The organism is Pseudomonas sp. CFBP2511 (genome assembly GCF_030209255.1).
Classification (GTDB): Bacteria; Pseudomonadota; Gammaproteobacteria; order Pseudomonadales; family Pseudomonadaceae; genus Aquipseudomonas; species Aquipseudomonas avellanae.
On sequence record NZ_JARVSI010000021.1, the window covers coordinates 62,085 to 78,414 of the forward strand.

Annotated in this window: 16 protein-coding genes and 1 pseudogene; 10 read left to right on the plus strand and 7 right to left on the minus strand. The window is 56.4% G+C overall.

The annotated features are described in order from the left end of the window. Nucleotides 1–67: 67 nt before the first annotated feature. Nucleotides 68–1,020, plus strand: a pseudogene (locus tag QRN38_RS17430) (tyrosine-type recombinase/integrase); the annotation flags it as partial. A 71-nt stretch (nucleotides 1,021–1,091) separates the two neighbouring features. On the opposite strand, the gene QRN38_RS17435 reads toward QRN38_RS17430, so the two are convergent. Then, nucleotides 1,092–1,754, minus strand: a complete 663-nt coding sequence (locus QRN38_RS17435; RefSeq protein WP_007246827.1) for a TetR/AcrR family transcriptional regulator — start codon at nucleotides 1,752–1,754, stop codon at nucleotides 1,092–1,094. Nucleotides 1,755–1,878: 124 nt separating this feature from the next. Here QRN38_RS17435 and QRN38_RS17440 point away from each other — a divergent pair, with 124 nt between their 5' ends. Beyond that, complete coding sequence (locus QRN38_RS17440; protein ID WP_007246828.1) at nucleotides 1,879–2,664, plus strand: SDR family NAD(P)-dependent oxidoreductase; 786 nt, start codon at nucleotides 1,879–1,881, stop codon at nucleotides 2,662–2,664. A gap of 731 nt (nucleotides 2,665–3,395) precedes the next feature. Here the strand turns inward: QRN38_RS17440 and QRN38_RS17445 are convergent. Then, nucleotides 3,396–4,319: a LysR family transcriptional regulator gene (locus QRN38_RS17445; RefSeq protein ID WP_010217689.1), complete on the minus strand. Its 924-nt coding sequence runs from the start codon at nucleotides 4,317–4,319 to the stop codon at nucleotides 3,396–3,398. Nucleotides 4,320–4,441: 122 nt separating this feature from the next. Between QRN38_RS17445 and QRN38_RS17450 the strand changes: the two genes are divergently transcribed. From QRN38_RS17450 to QRN38_RS17475, 6 genes are all read left to right on the plus strand, one after another. After that, on the plus strand, nucleotides 4,442–5,368 hold the full coding sequence (locus QRN38_RS17450) for an alpha/beta hydrolase (RefSeq protein WP_010202458.1): 927 nt from the start codon (nucleotides 4,442–4,444) through the stop codon (nucleotides 5,366–5,368). A 177-nt stretch (nucleotides 5,369–5,545) separates the two neighbouring features. After that, nucleotides 5,546–6,718, plus strand: a complete 1,173-nt coding sequence (locus tag QRN38_RS17455) for an MFS transporter (RefSeq protein WP_057418234.1) — start codon at nucleotides 5,546–5,548, stop codon at nucleotides 6,716–6,718. Nucleotides 6,719–6,911: 193 nt separating this feature from the next. Continuing rightward, the gene (locus QRN38_RS17460; protein WP_017701954.1) at nucleotides 6,912–7,205 is read left to right on the plus strand and encodes a metal-sensing transcriptional repressor; all 294 of its coding nucleotides are present in this window, start codon (nucleotides 6,912–6,914) and stop codon (nucleotides 7,203–7,205) included. Nucleotides 7,206–7,212: 7 nt separating this feature from the next. Beyond that, a complete protein-coding gene (locus QRN38_RS17465; protein WP_054069127.1) occupies nucleotides 7,213–8,091 on the plus strand; it encodes a nickel/cobalt efflux protein RcnA in 879 nt (292 codons plus the stop codon). Nucleotides 8,092–8,100: 9 nt separating this feature from the next. After that, nucleotides 8,101–8,541, plus strand: a complete 441-nt coding sequence (locus tag QRN38_RS17470; protein WP_005764689.1) for a YqaA family protein — start codon at nucleotides 8,101–8,103, stop codon at nucleotides 8,539–8,541. Nucleotides 8,542–8,592: 51 nt separating this feature from the next. Continuing rightward, entirely contained in the window at nucleotides 8,593–8,733 is a 141-nt protein-coding gene (locus QRN38_RS17475; protein WP_005764687.1) for a hypothetical protein, read from the plus strand. On the opposite strand, the gene QRN38_RS17480 is transcribed toward QRN38_RS17475, so the two are convergent. The 4 genes from QRN38_RS17480 to QRN38_RS17495 form a co-directional block, all read right to left on the minus strand. Beyond that, nucleotides 8,722–9,987, minus strand: a complete 1,266-nt coding sequence (locus tag QRN38_RS17480; protein ID WP_285362446.1) for a pectate lyase family protein — start codon at nucleotides 9,985–9,987, stop codon at nucleotides 8,722–8,724. The two genes, QRN38_RS17475 and QRN38_RS17480, sit on opposite strands and share 12 nt — an antisense overlap. A 135-nt stretch (nucleotides 9,988–10,122) precedes the next feature. Further along, nucleotides 10,123–10,569, minus strand: a complete 447-nt coding sequence (locus tag QRN38_RS17485; protein WP_057419065.1) for a GNAT family N-acetyltransferase — start codon at nucleotides 10,567–10,569, stop codon at nucleotides 10,123–10,125. 24 nt (nucleotides 10,570–10,593) lie between these two features. After that, on the minus strand, nucleotides 10,594–11,742 hold the full coding sequence (gene yiaY, locus QRN38_RS17490; RefSeq protein WP_005764680.1) for an L-threonine dehydrogenase: 1,149 nt from the start codon (nucleotides 11,740–11,742) through the stop codon (nucleotides 10,594–10,596). A gap of 134 nt (nucleotides 11,743–11,876) precedes the next feature. Beyond that, a complete protein-coding gene (locus tag QRN38_RS17495) occupies nucleotides 11,877–13,097 on the minus strand; it encodes a class I SAM-dependent methyltransferase (RefSeq protein WP_057416508.1) in 1,221 nt (406 codons plus the stop codon). Nucleotides 13,098–13,394: 297 nt separating this feature from the next. Between QRN38_RS17495 and QRN38_RS17500 the strand changes: the two genes are divergently transcribed. After that, nucleotides 13,395–14,618: an alpha-xenorhabdolysin family binary toxin subunit A gene (locus tag QRN38_RS17500; protein WP_024667663.1), complete on the plus strand. Its 1,224-nt coding sequence runs from the start codon at nucleotides 13,395–13,397 to the stop codon at nucleotides 14,616–14,618. Next, the gene (locus tag QRN38_RS17505; RefSeq protein WP_057419066.1) at nucleotides 14,615–15,631 is read left to right on the plus strand and encodes an alpha-xenorhabdolysin family binary toxin subunit B; all 1,017 of its coding nucleotides are present in this window, start codon (nucleotides 14,615–14,617) and stop codon (nucleotides 15,629–15,631) included. Before QRN38_RS17500 ends, QRN38_RS17505 begins: the two co-directional genes overlap by 4 nt. A gap of 57 nt (nucleotides 15,632–15,688) precedes the next feature. Here the strand turns inward: QRN38_RS17505 and QRN38_RS17510 are convergent, their stop codons facing one another. Next, complete coding sequence (locus QRN38_RS17510) at nucleotides 15,689–16,306, minus strand: TPM domain-containing protein (RefSeq protein ID WP_003381663.1); 618 nt, start codon at nucleotides 16,304–16,306, stop codon at nucleotides 15,689–15,691. Nucleotides 16,307–16,330: the final 24 nt, after the last annotated feature.

A 16,330-nucleotide genomic window follows, 5' to 3' on the forward strand; every position in this document is an offset into this window, starting at 1 on the left:
TGCTGGAAGAGCAGGCCACCTGAGAACAAACATCGCATCCAACTCGCAGCATCAGGAGTTGGTACGCATGCTCACAGATATGGTCGTCCGGCAAGCCAAGGCTTCCGACAAGCCCTACACCCTCGCAGACTTCGATGGTTTGTTCCTCTACGTCTCCCCTGTTGGCGGCAAAGCCTGGCACTTCCGCTACACCTGGGTTGGACAACGTGCCCGGATTTTTCGCTTGGCAGCTATCCCGAACTCTCTCTGCGCGAGGCGCGCGAATTTCGTGACCAGGCCCGTGCCCTCGTCGCCAAGGGCATCAACCCGCGCACCGACCGAAAGCAAAAACGCCAGGCCATCCGGTTGGCTGGCGAAAACACCTTCATGGCGGTCTACGAAAAGTGGATGGAACACCGGCAACTGACCCTCGAAGAAGGTCGTCAGAGTTCGCTGGAACAGATCCGCCGCGTGTTCAAAAAAGATGTATTCCCTTGCCTCAAACGCTACACCATCTACTAGATCACCCGTCCGGTGCTACTGGAGGTGATCGGCCGGATCGAGAAACGCGAGTCACTGTCCGTCGCCGAAAAGGTCCGCACCTGGCTCAAGCAACTCGCCGACTACGCCATGGTAGTCATTGCGGGCATGGTCGAGCACCCCGCCATCGATCTACACGTGGTCGCTATGCCGTTGCCGCCTGTTGAGCACAACCCATTCCTGCGTATGCCCGAGCTACCCCTGTTTCTGCAGACACTTCGCAAGTACTGCGGCATGCAGATGACCCAATTGGCCATTCGCCTGTTGCTGCTCACGGGTGTACGCACAGGCGAACTACGTTTGGCCACGCCGGACCAATTCGATCTGGAACAAGGTTTGTGGATCATCCCGGTGATGTCGCTCAAGCAGCGCAAGATGCTGACCAAGAAGAAGCGAAAGCGCGTAACTGACATCCCGCCCTACATCGTGCCGCTGCCTGTGCAAGCCATCGAGATCGTGCGGCACATGCTCGGCCTATTCAAACCAGCGCGCACCGGCTTGATCGAACTTCTGTGCTGCCTCTGTAACTACCAATGGCCACAGGACCATCGCTGGAGTTTGAGAAAAGCCTCTCAGCAGCGGGCACCACGCAGCAAGGTCAGCAAGGCGCGCTCGACATCATGCTGAAAGTCGTAGCGCAGCCCCTCCAATTCCGGAAGCGCAATCACTTGTGCCGCGACATCGATCGGATTGCTGAGCGGCCACAACCCGATGATCAGCGGTAGCGCGTATTTGATCACCTCCTCGAACGAATCTACCGAGATCTCTGGCAAGCGCGCATGGAAGGCCTGCGCAGCCTGATGCCGCAACGCCAACAAGTTGCGCTTGAATTCGACCATGCGCTCGAACGACAACTTGCGCTCCAAAATGGACGGCATGATGCTTGTCAGCCGGCACAGCAAAGGACGCGCGCACAACGTCTGCGCAAAGACCGCTGCAATGTCCTCGACAGTTGCCTCGGCCTTGCCGTCCTGTGACAGCGCTACTCCAAGTTCGGCCTGCCAGCCGGCGTATTCCTCTACGAGCACGTCTATCAGTACAGCTTCGCTGCTTTCGAAGTAGCGATAGACGTTGGACTTTGTCATCTGCGCCTGGCGCGCCAGCTCATTGATTCCCAGATCAAGCGCCCCCGGGCTGTCATCCAGCATCGCGCGAGCAGTGGCTAGAAGGTGGCGGCGGCGCTCCTCTTTTTGCTCAACCGAGCGTGCGCGGACATATGGCGTGAACGAATTCATAGGAAAACCTGTACCTCGCTTGATAAAAGACCACTGGTCTTTTAAATTAAGGACCATCGGTCTCCAATCTTGCCTGAAAGCCAGGATCCAGGCCACGTCGTCCACCACGCACAGAGCTATCACCATGCCAAGCAACAACACAGACTGGGTACTTATCACCGGCGCTTCCAGCGGTTTCGGCGAAGAATTTGCTAGGCAATACGCAGCTAAAGGCCACCCGTTGATTCTCGTCGCGCGTCGGCTGGACCGCCTTCAGGCCTTGGCAACTACGCTGCGCCACGAGCACGGAGTGGAAATCATCACCGAACAAGTTGACCTGTCAGAAGTAACCGCCATAGCAGCCTTGCATTCCAGCCTCCATGAGCGGGGCATTGAGGTGGAAATCCTCATCAACAACGCCGGCCACGGGCTACAAGGCTCCTTCCTGGGCACTTCGGTGCAAAGCACCCTGGATATGGTGCAGTTGGATATCGCCAGCCTCACCGTCATGACCCGACTGTTCGGCGCCGACATGCGTCAGCGCGGTCACGGCAGGATCCTGCTGGTTGCCAGTCTGCTGGCGCTCTGGGGTGTGGAGGACATGGCTGTTTATGGTGCATCCAAGGCATACGTCCTGCGCTTGGGAGATGCGCTGCACCGTGAATTCAAGCGCGATGGCGTCACCGTGACCTCGCTGTGCCCAGGTATGTCCAACACAGGATTCGCTCAGGCTGCGCAGCAAAAGATCACCCTCGGATTGAAGCTGGCGATGATGCAGCCGGCTCCGGTAGTCCGTGCGGGCATCCGCGCACTCCACAAGGGTCGTATCAGCATTGTCCCTGGGTTGGGCAACAAGATCGGCGCGGCCATTATCTGGGCCACCCCGCGCTGGCTGCACCAAGGCTTCTTTGCGCGCGTCATGAACGGTTGAGAGGGTGGTTGATCACCCGATCCACTCGCGCATCAGCGTACGACATGCCGGTGCGCTCACCAATTTTTCGCAGCGCATCCCTGGTTCGTCCGCGCAGGTGATTCAATGCATTGGTAGCCGTCGATGGATGTCGTCAGCGCTCAGTAGACCCAGTTGACTTGTCTAGGCCGGAGCCTCGGTACATGCGCTCTAATCTCGCAGCCCATGCGAGATGAATATCTTTAATTACAATGGACTGGACGCAGCGTACTGTTCCCTCTACCCGCTCCATTTCTCGCCATCGTTTTCTGGGCCTTCCAGGGGATTCCCCCCCATCAGAAAGCCCCTCAAAGCCTCTTCGCAGTTCCTAAACCCCAACTCCCCAAGCATCTCCCTGGAATCACCAAAATTGGGTGCACCGTCGACTCCGTCCAGACAGACCATGCATTGGCTAGCGCCCCAGGCGATCCACCTGCATGTCAAAGTAAGTTTTGGGAAGAAATCACTTATGTGAGAAAAACCGCGCTAAGGGCATGACGAAGCAGCGCTGAGCCGCTTGTCTTAGCATCAGTGCTGCGTACCTATAGTTGGCTTACGAGCGCTCTCTCGAAACCGTCCATGGATGACTGACCCATTTCTGTTGAAAGAAGTCGATGATGTGTTTGGTACCCTAACGGTGGTGAGGGCGGGAACGCATGCAGCCGCGAAGCGCCGTGCGCAAGCAAGGCACTGACCATCCAAACGCAATCGGGTCACCGGTCAGAATGCTGTTCCCACGGCGGACAAGGCGACCAAGCCTCTACGAGCTTATCGATAAAGAGTCGAATTTTTGGAGAGAGGTGCCGCTTACTAGGGTAGATCACCCGAATAGGCTCCGCCGCCTCCGCGTACTCCGCGAGCAGTTGAACGAGCTTTCCGCTGCGCAAGTCGTCGTTAATCACGTAGGACGGCAGAGTAGCTATACCCAAACCAGCGACAGCTGACTGGTGCAGTGACTCAGCACTGTCCATTTGCAGCCTTCCGCCATGAGTAACGGACAAAGAGCGATCATTGACTCGAAAATTCCAGGGAAGCAGTCTTCCACCGCTCACAAAATGCAGACACTGGTGCTCGGAAAGATCGTCCGGCGTTTGGGGCTGTGGATGCTCAGCCAGATACTTTGGTGAAGCACAGGTGATCATTTGTTGGTAGGCCACTGTACGTGTGAGTAGCCTAGAGTCCTCCTTGGGCGGCCCGATACGCATGGCCAGATCAAATCCTTCATCGATAAGATCGACCAACCTGTCGGAAAAAGTGATATCCACGCTCAAGGAGGGCCAATCTTTCAGGCAGCGTTCGATGTGTTGGAGAACGTGGAGCCTGCCCAATGCAACCGGCAGGCTCATCCGCAGCCGTCCACTGGGAGTCGAGCGGCGAAACGCCAAGGCGTCTTCCACATCGTCCAGATCCTGAAGAACACCCACACACCGCTCATAAAGAACCTGGCCGTCGTCGGTCATGCTCAAGCTGCGAGTGGTGCGATTGAGCAGGCGTACTTGCAAACGAGCCTCAAGCCTGACTATCGACTTCCCCACCGCCGAGCGAGTGAGCCCCAGCTGCTTCGCCGCCGCAGTGAAGCTGCCAGCATTTACGGAGCTTACAAAGGCGGCAATGTCGTTCAGGTTGCGGAGTTCCATGGAGACCTCTGGGCGTCAACGTTCGGGCGGCTCAGCACCAATTATGGGGAACCCTATTCCCCAATACCAAGCATATTATCTCAATTAGCTACTCCATTGCCCAACGATCAATTGAGGTCATTATGAACACTAAAGTACAAGCAGCCGTCCAAACCTGGGCCAACAGCCTGAGCGATCTGGTACCCGTTCTTAAGGGGATCGATACCACTACAAAAATGAGCGACATCCGCGACTCTTACGCAAAAATGCTCGCGCAAAATCCAGCGCCAGCTGGCGTCAAATTCGAAGCGGTCGACATGGGCGGCGTACCGGGCACACTGGTTACCCCTGATGAGATCAAAACCGACGCAGTCGTCATGTACATTCACGGCGGTGCTTACATTGTTGGCCGTCCAGACGGCTACCACGGCATCGGCGGCAACTACGCAAAAATGCTCGGCGCTCGTGTCTACATGCCGGACTATCGCCTTGCACCTGAGCACAAGTTCCCAGCCTCTATTGACGACACACTGCGCGCCTACGAGTGGCTGCTTGAGCAGAAGATCCCGGCTAGCAAGATCGCATTCTCTGGCGAGTCAGCCGGCGGCGCGATGGTTGTCAGCGTGATGGTGGCTGCGAAATCCAAAGGGCTTCCACTGCCTGCAGTTGGTTCGTCCATCTCGCCATGGGCAAACCTTGAACACACCGGTGCCTCCATGAGCAATCGTGAAGGTCTGGATCCACTGAACTCCAAGCCTGTACTGGATATCCTCGCTAGAGCATTCCTGGGCGACGCACTGGCCAATCATCCTCTGGCTTCTCCCGTGTTCGCGGACGTCACCGGTCTCCCGCCAATTTTGGTGCAGATTGGCGAGAACGAGTTGATGTTGAGTGATGCGATGCGCCTTGCGACTCACCTCGCTGATAATCGCGTTCGCGTCGACCTGGAAGTTTGGCCGGCAATGTTCCACGCTTGGCACTTCTACGCCACCATGCTGCCAGAAGGTCAGCAGGCGATGGAGAGCTCCGTGCGCTTCATTGAGGTTGGCCTGGCCGACGCTAACCGCTAAAACGCAGACCAACCGCGACAGCTTTACTGGCTGTCCCGGTTTGATGATGCTGCGTCTACCAGGCTTCTTCAGTTTATTCAAAACCTGAGCAACCGCCCTGCCCCTCAAAAAAATGTCACTTTTACTACCCCCCTCTCGGCAGGTTATGTCCGCTGAACTTAGAGGATAGATTTTCCAATGACTCAAGGCCGCAGCACGATTAACCCTAGGGTCTATGCGCTGACCTTCACTGCATTTGTAATGCTTTCCTCTGAATTTATCGTCGCAGGCCTACTGCCTCAAATTGCTACATCGCTTGCCATCACCATCGGTGCGGCGAGTGGGCTCGTGAAAGCTTTTGCTTTAGGCATGGGTATCAGCGCGCCCATTATTGGAGTGTTAGCGCACCGCGCCTCCAAACGTTCCCTTCTGATATCTGCGTGTGTGGCACTGGTTCTCGGGAATGGGATTTCGGCAGCGTTTAACGATTACTACATCATCCTCGCCGGTCGTGTACTCGGTGGTATCGGTGTCGCTGTTTTCTGGACTAACGCCGCTCTGGCCGCGAAGTCGCTGTCGCAAGGCCGCAATGAAAGCCTGGCGATTGGTAGAGTCCTGGTAGGGATCTCGATCGCGTCGGTTGTCGGCGTCCCGGTAGGCAAACTCATCGCAGACGCTACCAACTGGCGGATGGCAATGTGGATGATGACAGCGCTGAGCAGTGTGGCTTTGCTAACCGTGTGGATTTGGGTGAGGCCTACTGAAGAATCGCGACAGACTGAAAACCTGAGCGACACCGTCCGTGTCGCCTTGAGATCCGACGTCGCCATGACCTTGATCAGTTCATGCCTAATGTTTGCGGGCGTAGCCTCGGTATTCAATTTCCTGGCTACCTTCATGGAAAAGGAAACTGGCTTCGGCGAAATAAGCGTGACGCTACTCCTGTGCCTCTACGGCATCGCTGACATCGCGAGCAATCTCATTTTATCCAAACGTGTGAAGAACGATCTTGAGCCCCTGTTCAGGCGGGTCTTGATGACGATGGCAGCCGGTATGTGCTTTCTGTCTTTGTTTGGCAGCCTCACCTGGGCGGTTCCAATCGCCGTCATCATTGTCGCTAGCAGCCACGCAGGCGTCAGTCTTCTCATCGGTATCGACGTGCTACAAAGAGCTGGGGACGCAGGTCAGTTGATCAATGCCATAAACGTATCGATGATAAATCTTGGTATCGGCATAGGTGCAGCGATCACAGGATTGCTTACAGATAGAGTCGGCGTCGGCGCCGTAGGATGGGTCGGTGCATGCTTCATTCTTCTGGCACTTAGTGTGCGCTGGAAGATTGAGCGCTCACAACAAACGCACCACGGCTGACCCGAAAAATGCATTCAGCCGCGTTTATGCCCGTTCACTGGTAGCCTGGTGATCTTCGCATCCGACCACGTGCATGGCATTCGCCGGCAACGGTTGAAATCATCGTTGATAAAACCATCGGCAACACGTTTGACCTATCCCCCCTGGGGGGATACAGTGCCAGCCTGAATCGGTCACACAACAGGCTCAAGCAATGAGCGAGCACGAACACCCACATGACCACACGCACCAGTCCCACGAGGCGGTTATCAAACGCCTCAAGCGTGCAGACGGCCACTTGCGCAGCATCATCGCCATGATCGAAGACGGTCGCGAATGCGTGGACATTGCCCAGCAGCTGCATGCTGTCGAGAAGGCGGTGTGCCAGGCGAAACGCACGCTGATTCAGGATCACATCGATCATTGCCTTGAGAACACGATGGGCGCACTCGCCAACGGCGATCGGGCACCGCTGGAAGCTTTCAAGCAAATCACCAAATACCTGTAGGTCTCCCATGCCCGACTTTGCCAGTCTGTTGCAGCAAGGCGGTTCTCACGCCTGGCTGTTTTTCCCCAGCGCCATCCTGCTGGGCGCCTTGCACGGCCTGGAGCCGGGGCACTCCAAAACCATGATGGCGGCGTTCATCGTGGCCATCCGCGGTTCGGTGAAGCAGGCTGTCATGCTCGGGCTGGCGGCGACGCTTTCGCATACTGCGGTTGTCTGGTTGATCGCTATCGGCGGCATGTATCTGGGGCAGGGCCTGGATGCTGAAACGACCGAGCCCTACTTTCAACTTGCGTCCTCAGCGCTGATCATCGCCATCGCGCTGTGGATGCTGTGGCGCACATGGCGTGGTGAGCAGTTGTTCAAGTTTGAGGAAGAAAACAGTGCTCACCACGGGCACGACGAAACGCACCACCACAGCCACAGCCATGACCACGATCTGGAACATCACCACGGCCATAGCCATGATCACAGCAATCCGGGCGGATTGGCGCTGACTGCCGGGGGCTATCAGGATGCTCACGAGAAGGCCCATGCTGACGACATCCGCAAGCGCTTCACCAATCGTGAGGTCAGCAACGGTCAGATTCTGATGTTCGGTTTGACCGGCGGACTCATCCCCTGCCCCGCTGCAATCACCGTTTTGCTGCTGTGCCTGCAAGTCAAACAAGTCACGCTGGGGGCCGCGATGGTGCTGTGTTTCAGCATTGGTTTGGCAATCACGCTGGTGACTGTCGGGGCCGCTGCCGCTATCGGCGCTCGCAAAGCATCAAACCGTTTCCCCTGGCTCAATGCCGCTGCCCGGCGCGCACCCTATCTTTCCAGCGTGCTGATCATCTGCGTAGGGATTTACGTGGGTATCCACGGCTGGAATGGTCTGTATTCGTGAGATGACATCGTGTTCGAGCTGACCAGCTACCTGGGCCTCCTGGCCGTGGCATTTGGTGCCGCAACGCTTCTGCCGCTGCAGTCTGAAGCAGTACTGGTCGGCATGCTCCTTTCGGAACGCTACGCGACAATCCTTCTGTTGCTGATTGCAACGACGGGAAATGTACTGGGTTCGGTCGTGAATTGGTACCTGGGGCGCTCGATTGAACGCTTTCGGCACAAGCGCTGGTTCCCCGTCAGCGAGCGCCACCTCGACAAAGCCCAAACCATTTATGCACGGCATGGACGCTGGGCATTGCTGCTCAGTTGGGTGCCCATCATTGGTGACCCGATTACCATGATCGCCGGCGTCATGCGTGAGCCGCTGTGGAGTTTTCTGCTCGTTGTGACACTTGCAAAAGCCTTGCGTTATTTGACGCTGGCAGCGATCACGCTGGGGTGGGCGGTGTAGATAAAGACGCCTGACCTGCTGACATTAACAATTGAATAGAGACGTCAGCGAATGAGCTCACTTCTAGACGAAGCCGAACAGGCAGACGCCTACCTTGAGCTTGCGCAGCCTTTCGATGTGCAGGGGCGCTATCTGCATTTCGACACGCTGCGTTTCAGGTTTACAACCCAGACAGTCGAATCAAGGCCGTAAACCGACACCCACCTTCCCCGCCCCCGCCTCCCCCGGCACCCGCGCCCGTGCCTCTTGTGCCGACACCGGCACCACCAGGTATTGCCGATAATCCCGGAACGCCTGCAAAGCGGAGGCGTCCTGCGGGCGATAGTCTTCGCCACTGGCTCGTTGCTGATTCGCGATACAAAGCCTGCCGATCACGCTCATACACGTGCTGTTCGCAGCCGCTGAAACCGGCTCGAACAAGGCGAATGCGGTACCCGGCTGGTCCGTGTCGTTGAACAGGGGATGGGCTACGTTTTCGAAGTCGTTCCCCTCTACCAGCAACTGCGAGGATGAGGTACGCGACATGATTGCGCCTTGGTAGGTCATGCGCTGAAACACGTTGTTGACCAGTTGAGCGCGGATTTGAGCATTTTTCATTCCGCCGGAATGCGGTGCTCTGCCGGACGTGTCGTGCAGGTAGTTTCTCGATAACGTCAGCGTGTCCTGGCTGCCCAGGAACAGCCAGACCCAGTAATGATGGCCATCGCAGGTCGATGAGTAAGGCGTTCGGCCATCGAATTCATTGCTGGAAATAGTGACGTGTGAAGCGGTGCCCCAGCCAGTCACGATCATTTGCCTGCCAATGCGGGCAAAGGTGTTGTGGTCGATCCATACGCCATCGGCCTTGTTCAGGGTGAGCGCATCTCCACCCCATACGACACTGGGGTTGATGTCTGAAAGCGTCAGGTTACGCACAATCACGTTGTGCGCGCCGTCACCGATGAACAGCCCTGTGCCTGCAATGCCCGCCTTGGTGCCTGCACCGATCAGCGTCTTGTTCGAGCCGACTTTCAGTGGCTTCAACCCGGCATTGTCGTAGGTCACCATGACCGCTGGCCTGGATTGGCAGAAGTCATTGGCGCCATTGAGTGCAAGCTGTTCTCCACCCTGCGCACAGGGCTTGACGACACAGCCGGGCGCAGTGGTTTCGGCGCTGCCGTTGGCAACGACACTGCCACGAAAGTCGAACAGGTGGTCCAGCACAATGACTCTTGGGGTTTGGTCTGTGCACGCACCGTGCGCGTCATGTGACGCACACAACGCTGATCGAAGGTCGTCCAGTGTCGATGGATGCACGGCGGCGGCCGACCCGCCACCGGTGACGCCCTTGGCAAACCCTTCCGGCAGGTCGGCCGCTGGCAAGTACTGTGGTCCTGCAAGCGTCAGCAACACGGCAGCCGCGCATTGCATGAAGCGGCTTTTCAGAACAAACGGCAGGGGCCTCATCAGTTGAGCTTCCAGGCATATTCGCGGGGGTCGCGAAGACAATCTGGATGCTAGACGGACAGCGACCTGCGTGGCTCATGTTCTGCAGCTTTCGTCAGCCCTTGTTCAGATGAAAAGCGCAGGCATGAACATCGTTTACCGGAACGCCAGATCCATTTTGACGCTATCGATGCCGCGACCATGCCCATCCGCCTTGATGGCGCTCACGACAAACCCCAGACAGGAGTAGAACCCCTGAACGTGCTGGCTGGTATTGATGTGAGCACGGGTGACACTCGGCAATGATTGCATGACATCCAGCCGGGCCTCGGTCAGAAACCTGCCAAGACCGCTGCCGTGGTGCTCGCCGTGGACCATGCCCCATGTGAGTTCGGCAACAGCAGGGTCCGACAGCACAAGATAGCCGCCGCACGCCAGCACAGCCCCCTCGCGTTCGACAACGAAGTAATGACCCAGCGGAGCCATGAGGAAGCTGGCAAATAGCTTGCGCTCCACCGGGTCAAAATAACGCGGCACGTTGCTATCGAAAATATCCAGACAGGTATCCCGGTCCGCGAGGGTATAAGGCCTGAGCATGTCCATGTGCGAGTCTGTTTTATCCAGAAATCAAAGTGCCTGGCGGAACAGTTCCTGAATCTGCTCAAGATCCGCCGGGCGTGGGTTGGTGAAACCGCAAGCGTCTTTCAATGCATTGGCGGCAAGAACAGGGAAATCCTCTTCCTTGACGCCCAGTGCAGTCAGGCCCGCCGGGATCTCTACCGCAGCAGACAAGGCCCGAATAGCCTCGATTGCCGCGTGCGCACCTTCTTCCGGCGACAGACCACGAACGCTGGCCCCCATTGCATGGGCAACATCGGTCAGACGTGCAGCACTGACGCTCGCGTTGAAACGCTGCACATGAGGCAGCAGCACGGCATTGCACACGCCATGCGGCAAATCATAGAAGCCGCCCAGTTGATGCGCCATTGCGTGCACATAACCCAGCGAGGCATTGTTGAAAGCCATGCCGGCGAGAAACTGGGCATAGGCCATGTTCTCGCGCGCAGTGATGTTTGTCCCGTTGCTGACTGCCTCTCGCAGGTTGTTGGCGATCAGTGACATGGCCTGCAGTGCGCAGGCGTCGGTGATCGGCGTGGCGGCGGTCGACACATACGCTTCGATGGCGTGGGTCAAGGCATCCATACCGGTGGCGGCGGTCAGTGATTTGGGCATGGCGACCATCATGTTCGGGTCGTTGACGGACAACAGGGGTGTTACGTTGCGGTCGATGATGGCCATTTTTACGTGACGCGCTTCATCGGTGATGATGCAGAAGCGGGTCATCTCGCTGGCGGTTCCGGCTGTGGTGTTGATCGCGATCAGCGGCAACTGCGGCTTTGCCGAACGGTCGACGCCTTCATAGTCGCTGATGTGCCCGCCGTTGCTGGCGCACAGGGCAATGCCCTTGGCGCAGTCGTGGGGTGAGCCACCACCCAGAGAAATCACGAAATCGCACTGACGTTCCCGCAGCAAAGCCAGGCCGTTTTCGACGTTGGCGATGGTCGGGTTGGGTCTGGCACCGTCATACACCACCGAGTCGATGCCCTGCTCCACCAGCAGCCCGGCGACCTGGCTGGCCACGCCGGCCTTGGCCAGCCCTGCATCGGTGACGATCAGCGCCTTGAGAAATCCGTATTTGCGTATGGCGAGCATGGCTTCATCGATGCAGCCAGCGCCAATGATGTTCACTGCGGGAATGAAAAAAGTGCTGCTCATGACGGATCCTCGTGAATGGCTCGGACGCTCGGGTAATAGCCCAAGCATCCGCCTTGCGCGAGGCGCGGACGTTGATCCAGCGCAATACAACCGGTCAAAGGCCTTACCGCCGGTCGCCACCCGGATCAATGCTGTCAGCCGAGAAAACCGTCCGCCTGAAGCAGGGTTTCAAGGCACTGCTCACTGATGCCGTAAAACGCCTTGAGCTCCTGGATACGCACCAGCAACTGGGCCGGATTGGCCGGTTCTGCGCGTTTGACGGCGAGGATCATCTTGTTCTTGTTGGTGTGTTCCAGAGAGATGAACTCAAAGACCTTGGTTTCGTAGCCGCATGCATCCAGCAACAAGGCACGCAAGCTGTCAGTGACCATTTCTGCCTGCTGGCCCATGTGCAGACCGTATTGCAGCATCGGCTTCAACAGTGACGGGCTCTGGATCTGCAAGCGGATCTGCTTGTGGCAGCACGGCGAGCACATGATGATCGAGGCGCCGGAGCGAATGCCCATATGAATGGCGTAATCAGTCGCGATGTCACAGGCGTGCAGCGCGATCATCACGTCCAGCGCACTGGGCGCAACGCTGCGTACATCGCCGTGCTGGAAGGTCAGGCCGGGATGCTCAAGCCCTGCAGCAGCGTTATTGCACAGCGTGACCATGTCCTCGCGCAACTCGACGCCGGTTACTTGCCCTTGCGCCTGCAAGGTATTGCACAGGTAATCGTGAATGGCGAAGGTCAGGTAGCCCTTGCCCGAGCCGAAATCTGCCACCTTGATCGGTTGATCCAGTTTGAGTGGCGATGAGCTCAACGCGTGGGAAAACACTTCGATGAACTTGTTGATCTGCTTCCACTTACGCGACATGGCCGGGATCAACTCATGCTGCCTGTTGGTCACGCCCAGATCGGCGAGGAACGGACGGGTCAGCTCCAGATAGCGCTTTTTCTCGCGATCATGCCCGGCCGAAGGGGCTTCGCGCTCTTGCTGAGCCTTGCTTTTGAACAGCGTGGTCTTGCCCTTTTTGCTGAATTCCAGCTGAACTTCATCGCTCAGTGACAACAGGTGCGCGTTTTTGAACGATTCAGGTATCAGGCTGGCAATAACGGCCACAGCCTCGGAAAGCGGAAAGTTCTTGGTGATATCGCGCGTCTTGTAGCGATACACAAAGCTCAGGCACGACTGCTCCTTGACGGTCAGTGGCTTGATGATGATCCGCTGCAACTCGGCTTCGCTGCCCACGTATTTAGCCAGGACCAGCTTGATCAGCGAGTTCTGCGACAGGCTGGTGTCCAACAGGCCAAGGAACTGCGCACGGTGATCGTTCGCAGCGATGGATGACGTGGGGGTGATGACTGACATTGAAAATGTGCCTCAGGCGTCCCGGCCGGGACTCGGAAAATCAGAGCGGCATTTTAAGCGCGTCAGCGCGTCATGGGCACCCCTATTTTTCAGAGACTACACACACTGTTCGCACCGCCCTACACGCCACGGCGAAACGCACACAACCGGTAAAATAATCCGTGCCGAAAACCACGGGCCATTACTTGCACCGTACAAAAACATCTTTATAGTCACCCTGACTGGTTAAACGTAATCAGTTCACATTTCTGGAGACTAATTACTCCAACAGAATAACCCGCACAAGGAACGTGTACTATGTTAAGTCAAGCAGCACTATTGGAAAACGAAGACATCGCACGGGTTACTTTAAAACCCGTCGAGTACTTGAGCGTTATACTCGATGATGAAAAAAACGGAGGCCGAAGCGCGGCACTTATTCTGACCAGGGAAGACATCCTCAGTTTAAAGCGTTACGAGCGTCACGCCCTGAACATTCCCACCTCGCTTCCTCGTGTCGAACAGCAATTGGGCTTTACGAAAAGTGGCATTCCCGGGCTTGAGCCTAAAGATATGCTGGTGACTTACCAGGCCATCAATAATCATGGCAAGAGCTGGCTGGGCATCGAGGATGGCATCAAGCGCAGCGGGTTCGCCATTGACTTGTTTGCCGCGCAATTCTCGGGGCAGGGCCAACAGATCATCAACTACATCGAAAAGATGGATTTTGCCAGACAGCTGGATCTGACCGTTGCCGACTTGACCATCGAAGAGGTCCGCGAAAAAAATCCGACTCCACTGGGTGAAACCGACCAAAAGGTCTGTATCACGCTGGCAGCGTTTCTAAAAAAGACCGCCTCTCAGATAAAGAATCACCAGCACGCTGCAGGAACGTTGGCGCAACACATTGACACGTTCAGCACCGTCCTGAGCGTTCAACTCATTCCTGGTATCAACGACAAGGTAAAACTGGCACGTCGCTCTGGCCTGGACCAGAAGATCAAGGAGCTGGAAAAAGATATCGAACAACTGACGAAGGAGATCGAGCAGAAAAACAAAGAGTATAAGTCCTCCATGAATAATATTGCCTGGGGTGGTTTCGGCGGGCCCATCGGGGTCGCTATCACGGGAGGTATTTTTGGCGCCAAAGCGGAGAAAATCCGAAAAGAAAAAAACCGAATGGTTGATTCCAAAAACCAGAAAGTTCAAACACTCAAGGAAAAAGTTCCTTTAGCGGCCGCCGTGCGCAGCCTGCAAATACTCTTCGAAGACATGAATATTCGCATGATGGACGCTCATCAGAGCGCCACCCATCTGAAAGACCTCTGGACCATGCTGGCAGCGTACATCGACAGTTCTGCCAATGAACTGGCGGCGATCACTGACGATCAGGCGCTGATGATTTTCGCCATGCAGTTTCAAGGCGTAGTCACACCCTGGCTGGAAATAAGGGGCATGACGACTCAGCTACTCAAGATATTTGACAGTGCGCTGGATCAGTTTCAACGCGAACAACAACCCGTCGTTGTAGTGGGACGATGAGCATGAGCACCGACACCCTGGATAAGGCATTGATCCTGACCCCTCCCGCCCCTGAAACCATGAACGCCGCCCGCCAGAACATTCTTGCGCAGACAAGCGCTTTGAAACTGGACTTTCTGCCCGTAATGAAAGAAAAAATGCTGCCACTTCAAACAGCGTTGAAGCGTGCGGACAAGGTCTATCACGATAATCTCGCCGCTGTCACCGTCCAGTTGAATAGCGTGAACCTGCAGCCAATAGATCTCAAACAACAGCAGATCGAGGCAGACCAAAGACTGAGTGACAAACAGAAGCAGCAAGCTATCAGTCTGTTGAACGCACAGCGTATTCGTCAGGTATCGAATCTCACTATGGTCGTGCGCAATAGCGCTAAAGCCATTGCCGAGCACAGCGATGATATGGCGCAGATCAACCTGAAGCTGGAAGGCAATCGTTTGCTGGAGATACTCCAGGAACAGATCGACAGCATGACCCTACGCTCAGCATCGCTGGAAAGCACGATGGGTGAAATTACCGCCGATCGACGCCTGCTTGACGCCACCATCAAGACATTTGAAAAATACAATGTTGCAGACGTGTTCAAGGAAATGTTACCCACTGCCGAGGAACTCAAACTGGTCGCCCTGCCATCGCCGGAACTCGCACTGGTCACTGCAGGGATTGCCAGACTCGGCAAACTCCTCGACAAGGTCAGCAGCGCTCTGACATACCTTGATCTCATTGAAGAACGCGACAGGCTGAGGCTGCGCTATAACGCCTTGCTTGAAGAGTCTCGCATTGCCCATCAGGAAGCAAAGGCCACAGCAGCAAAGCTTGACGAGTTGACAGGACTCGCGGGCGTCAGCCAGAGCAAAGCGCTTTGGGTAGAAGAGGCGAAAAAAGTGTATCAGTCGCTCTACAACTTTCTGGAGCAGATCACGCAGCAAGATGATTCTTCGGCGAAGATCAGCCAGCATGTCGAACACCTGAAGACGTACATCAAATCGTTCTACGATACAAAGCGCGTCGTCTGACGCGCATGTTTTCAAAAAAAGCAGGTGGCGATCCTATCGCCACCTGCTTTCTTGTTCTTAACCCAGCACCACCAGCCTGTTGGGCAGTTCGTTTTTACCGTGGGTCACTGGCACGTGATCGGCAAGCAGCTCGCCGCAGGCGTGAATACAACCCAGAAACCCCTGCAGAATCTGCCCGTCCCGGACCTGTTGAGTGAACACATCAACCATTGCCTTCCAGGTATCGTCGTGCAGACGACTGGCGATGCCATGATCCACCAGAATTTCGACATAACGCTCGGCCTCACTGACAAACACCAGAATGCCGGTGCCGTCATGGGTCTTGTGCAGGTTCTGCTCGAGAAACTGCCGACGCGCCAGGTTGCCTGCACGCCAGCGCCTGACCGAGACCGGCACCAGCAAGGCGGACACTTTCGGGATGCGGCACGCCAGCGCAACGATAATGAAGGTGCTCATCTGCGCCAGCATCAGCTCGTCCGCGCTCAACCACTGAACGCAGTAATTGACCGTACCCGGCAGCAACAGGCCGATCAGCCCGGCCCAGATCAGCGGCATGTAGGCATAGTCATCGGAACGAGCGGCCAGCACCGTGACCAGTTCGGCATCGGTACGTTGCTCGACGCGATCAATCGCTTCGGCGACTTGCCGCTGTTCGTCTTTGTTCAATAACGCCATGGTTCCCTCATTCCCTCATTCCCG

Coding starts and splice junctions, on each gene's coding strand:
- QRN38_RS17510 (WP_003381663.1), bottom strand. CDS start 16,306: ATGGCGTTATTGAACAAAGACGAACAGCGGCAAGTCGCCGAAGCGATT.
- QRN38_RS17465 (WP_054069127.1), top strand. CDS start 7,213: ATGCCCGACTTTGCCAGTCTGTTGCAGCAAGGCGGTTCTCACGCCTGG.
- QRN38_RS17455 (WP_057418234.1), top strand. CDS start 5,546: ATGACTCAAGGCCGCAGCACGATTAACCCTAGGGTCTATGCGCTGACC.
- QRN38_RS17505 (WP_057419066.1), top strand. CDS start 14,615: ATGAGCATGAGCACCGACACCCTGGATAAGGCATTGATCCTGACCCCT.
- QRN38_RS17445 (WP_010217689.1), bottom strand. CDS start 4,319: ATGGAACTCCGCAACCTGAACGACATTGCCGCCTTTGTAAGCTCCGTA.
- yiaY (WP_005764680.1), bottom strand. CDS start 11,742: ATGAGCAGCACTTTTTTCATTCCCGCAGTGAACATCATTGGCGCTGGC.
- QRN38_RS17435 (WP_007246827.1), bottom strand. CDS start 1,754: ATGAATTCGTTCACGCCATATGTCCGCGCACGCTCGGTTGAGCAAAAA.
- QRN38_RS17495 (WP_057416508.1), bottom strand. CDS start 13,097: ATGTCAGTCATCACCCCCACGTCATCCATCGCTGCGAACGATCACCGT.
- QRN38_RS17485 (WP_057419065.1), bottom strand. CDS start 10,569: ATGGACATGCTCAGGCCTTATACCCTCGCGGACCGGGATACCTGTCTG.
- QRN38_RS17440 (WP_007246828.1), top strand. CDS start 1,879: ATGCCAAGCAACAACACAGACTGGGTACTTATCACCGGCGCTTCCAGC.
- QRN38_RS17450 (WP_010202458.1), top strand. CDS start 4,442: ATGAACACTAAAGTACAAGCAGCCGTCCAAACCTGGGCCAACAGCCTG.
- QRN38_RS17460 (WP_017701954.1), top strand. CDS start 6,912: ATGAGCGAGCACGAACACCCACATGACCACACGCACCAGTCCCACGAG.
- QRN38_RS17475 (WP_005764687.1), top strand. CDS start 8,593: ATGAGCTCACTTCTAGACGAAGCCGAACAGGCAGACGCCTACCTTGAG.
- QRN38_RS17480 (WP_285362446.1), bottom strand. CDS start 9,987: ATGAGGCCCCTGCCGTTTGTTCTGAAAAGCCGCTTCATGCAATGCGCG.
- QRN38_RS17500 (WP_024667663.1), top strand. CDS start 13,395: ATGTTAAGTCAAGCAGCACTATTGGAAAACGAAGACATCGCACGGGTT.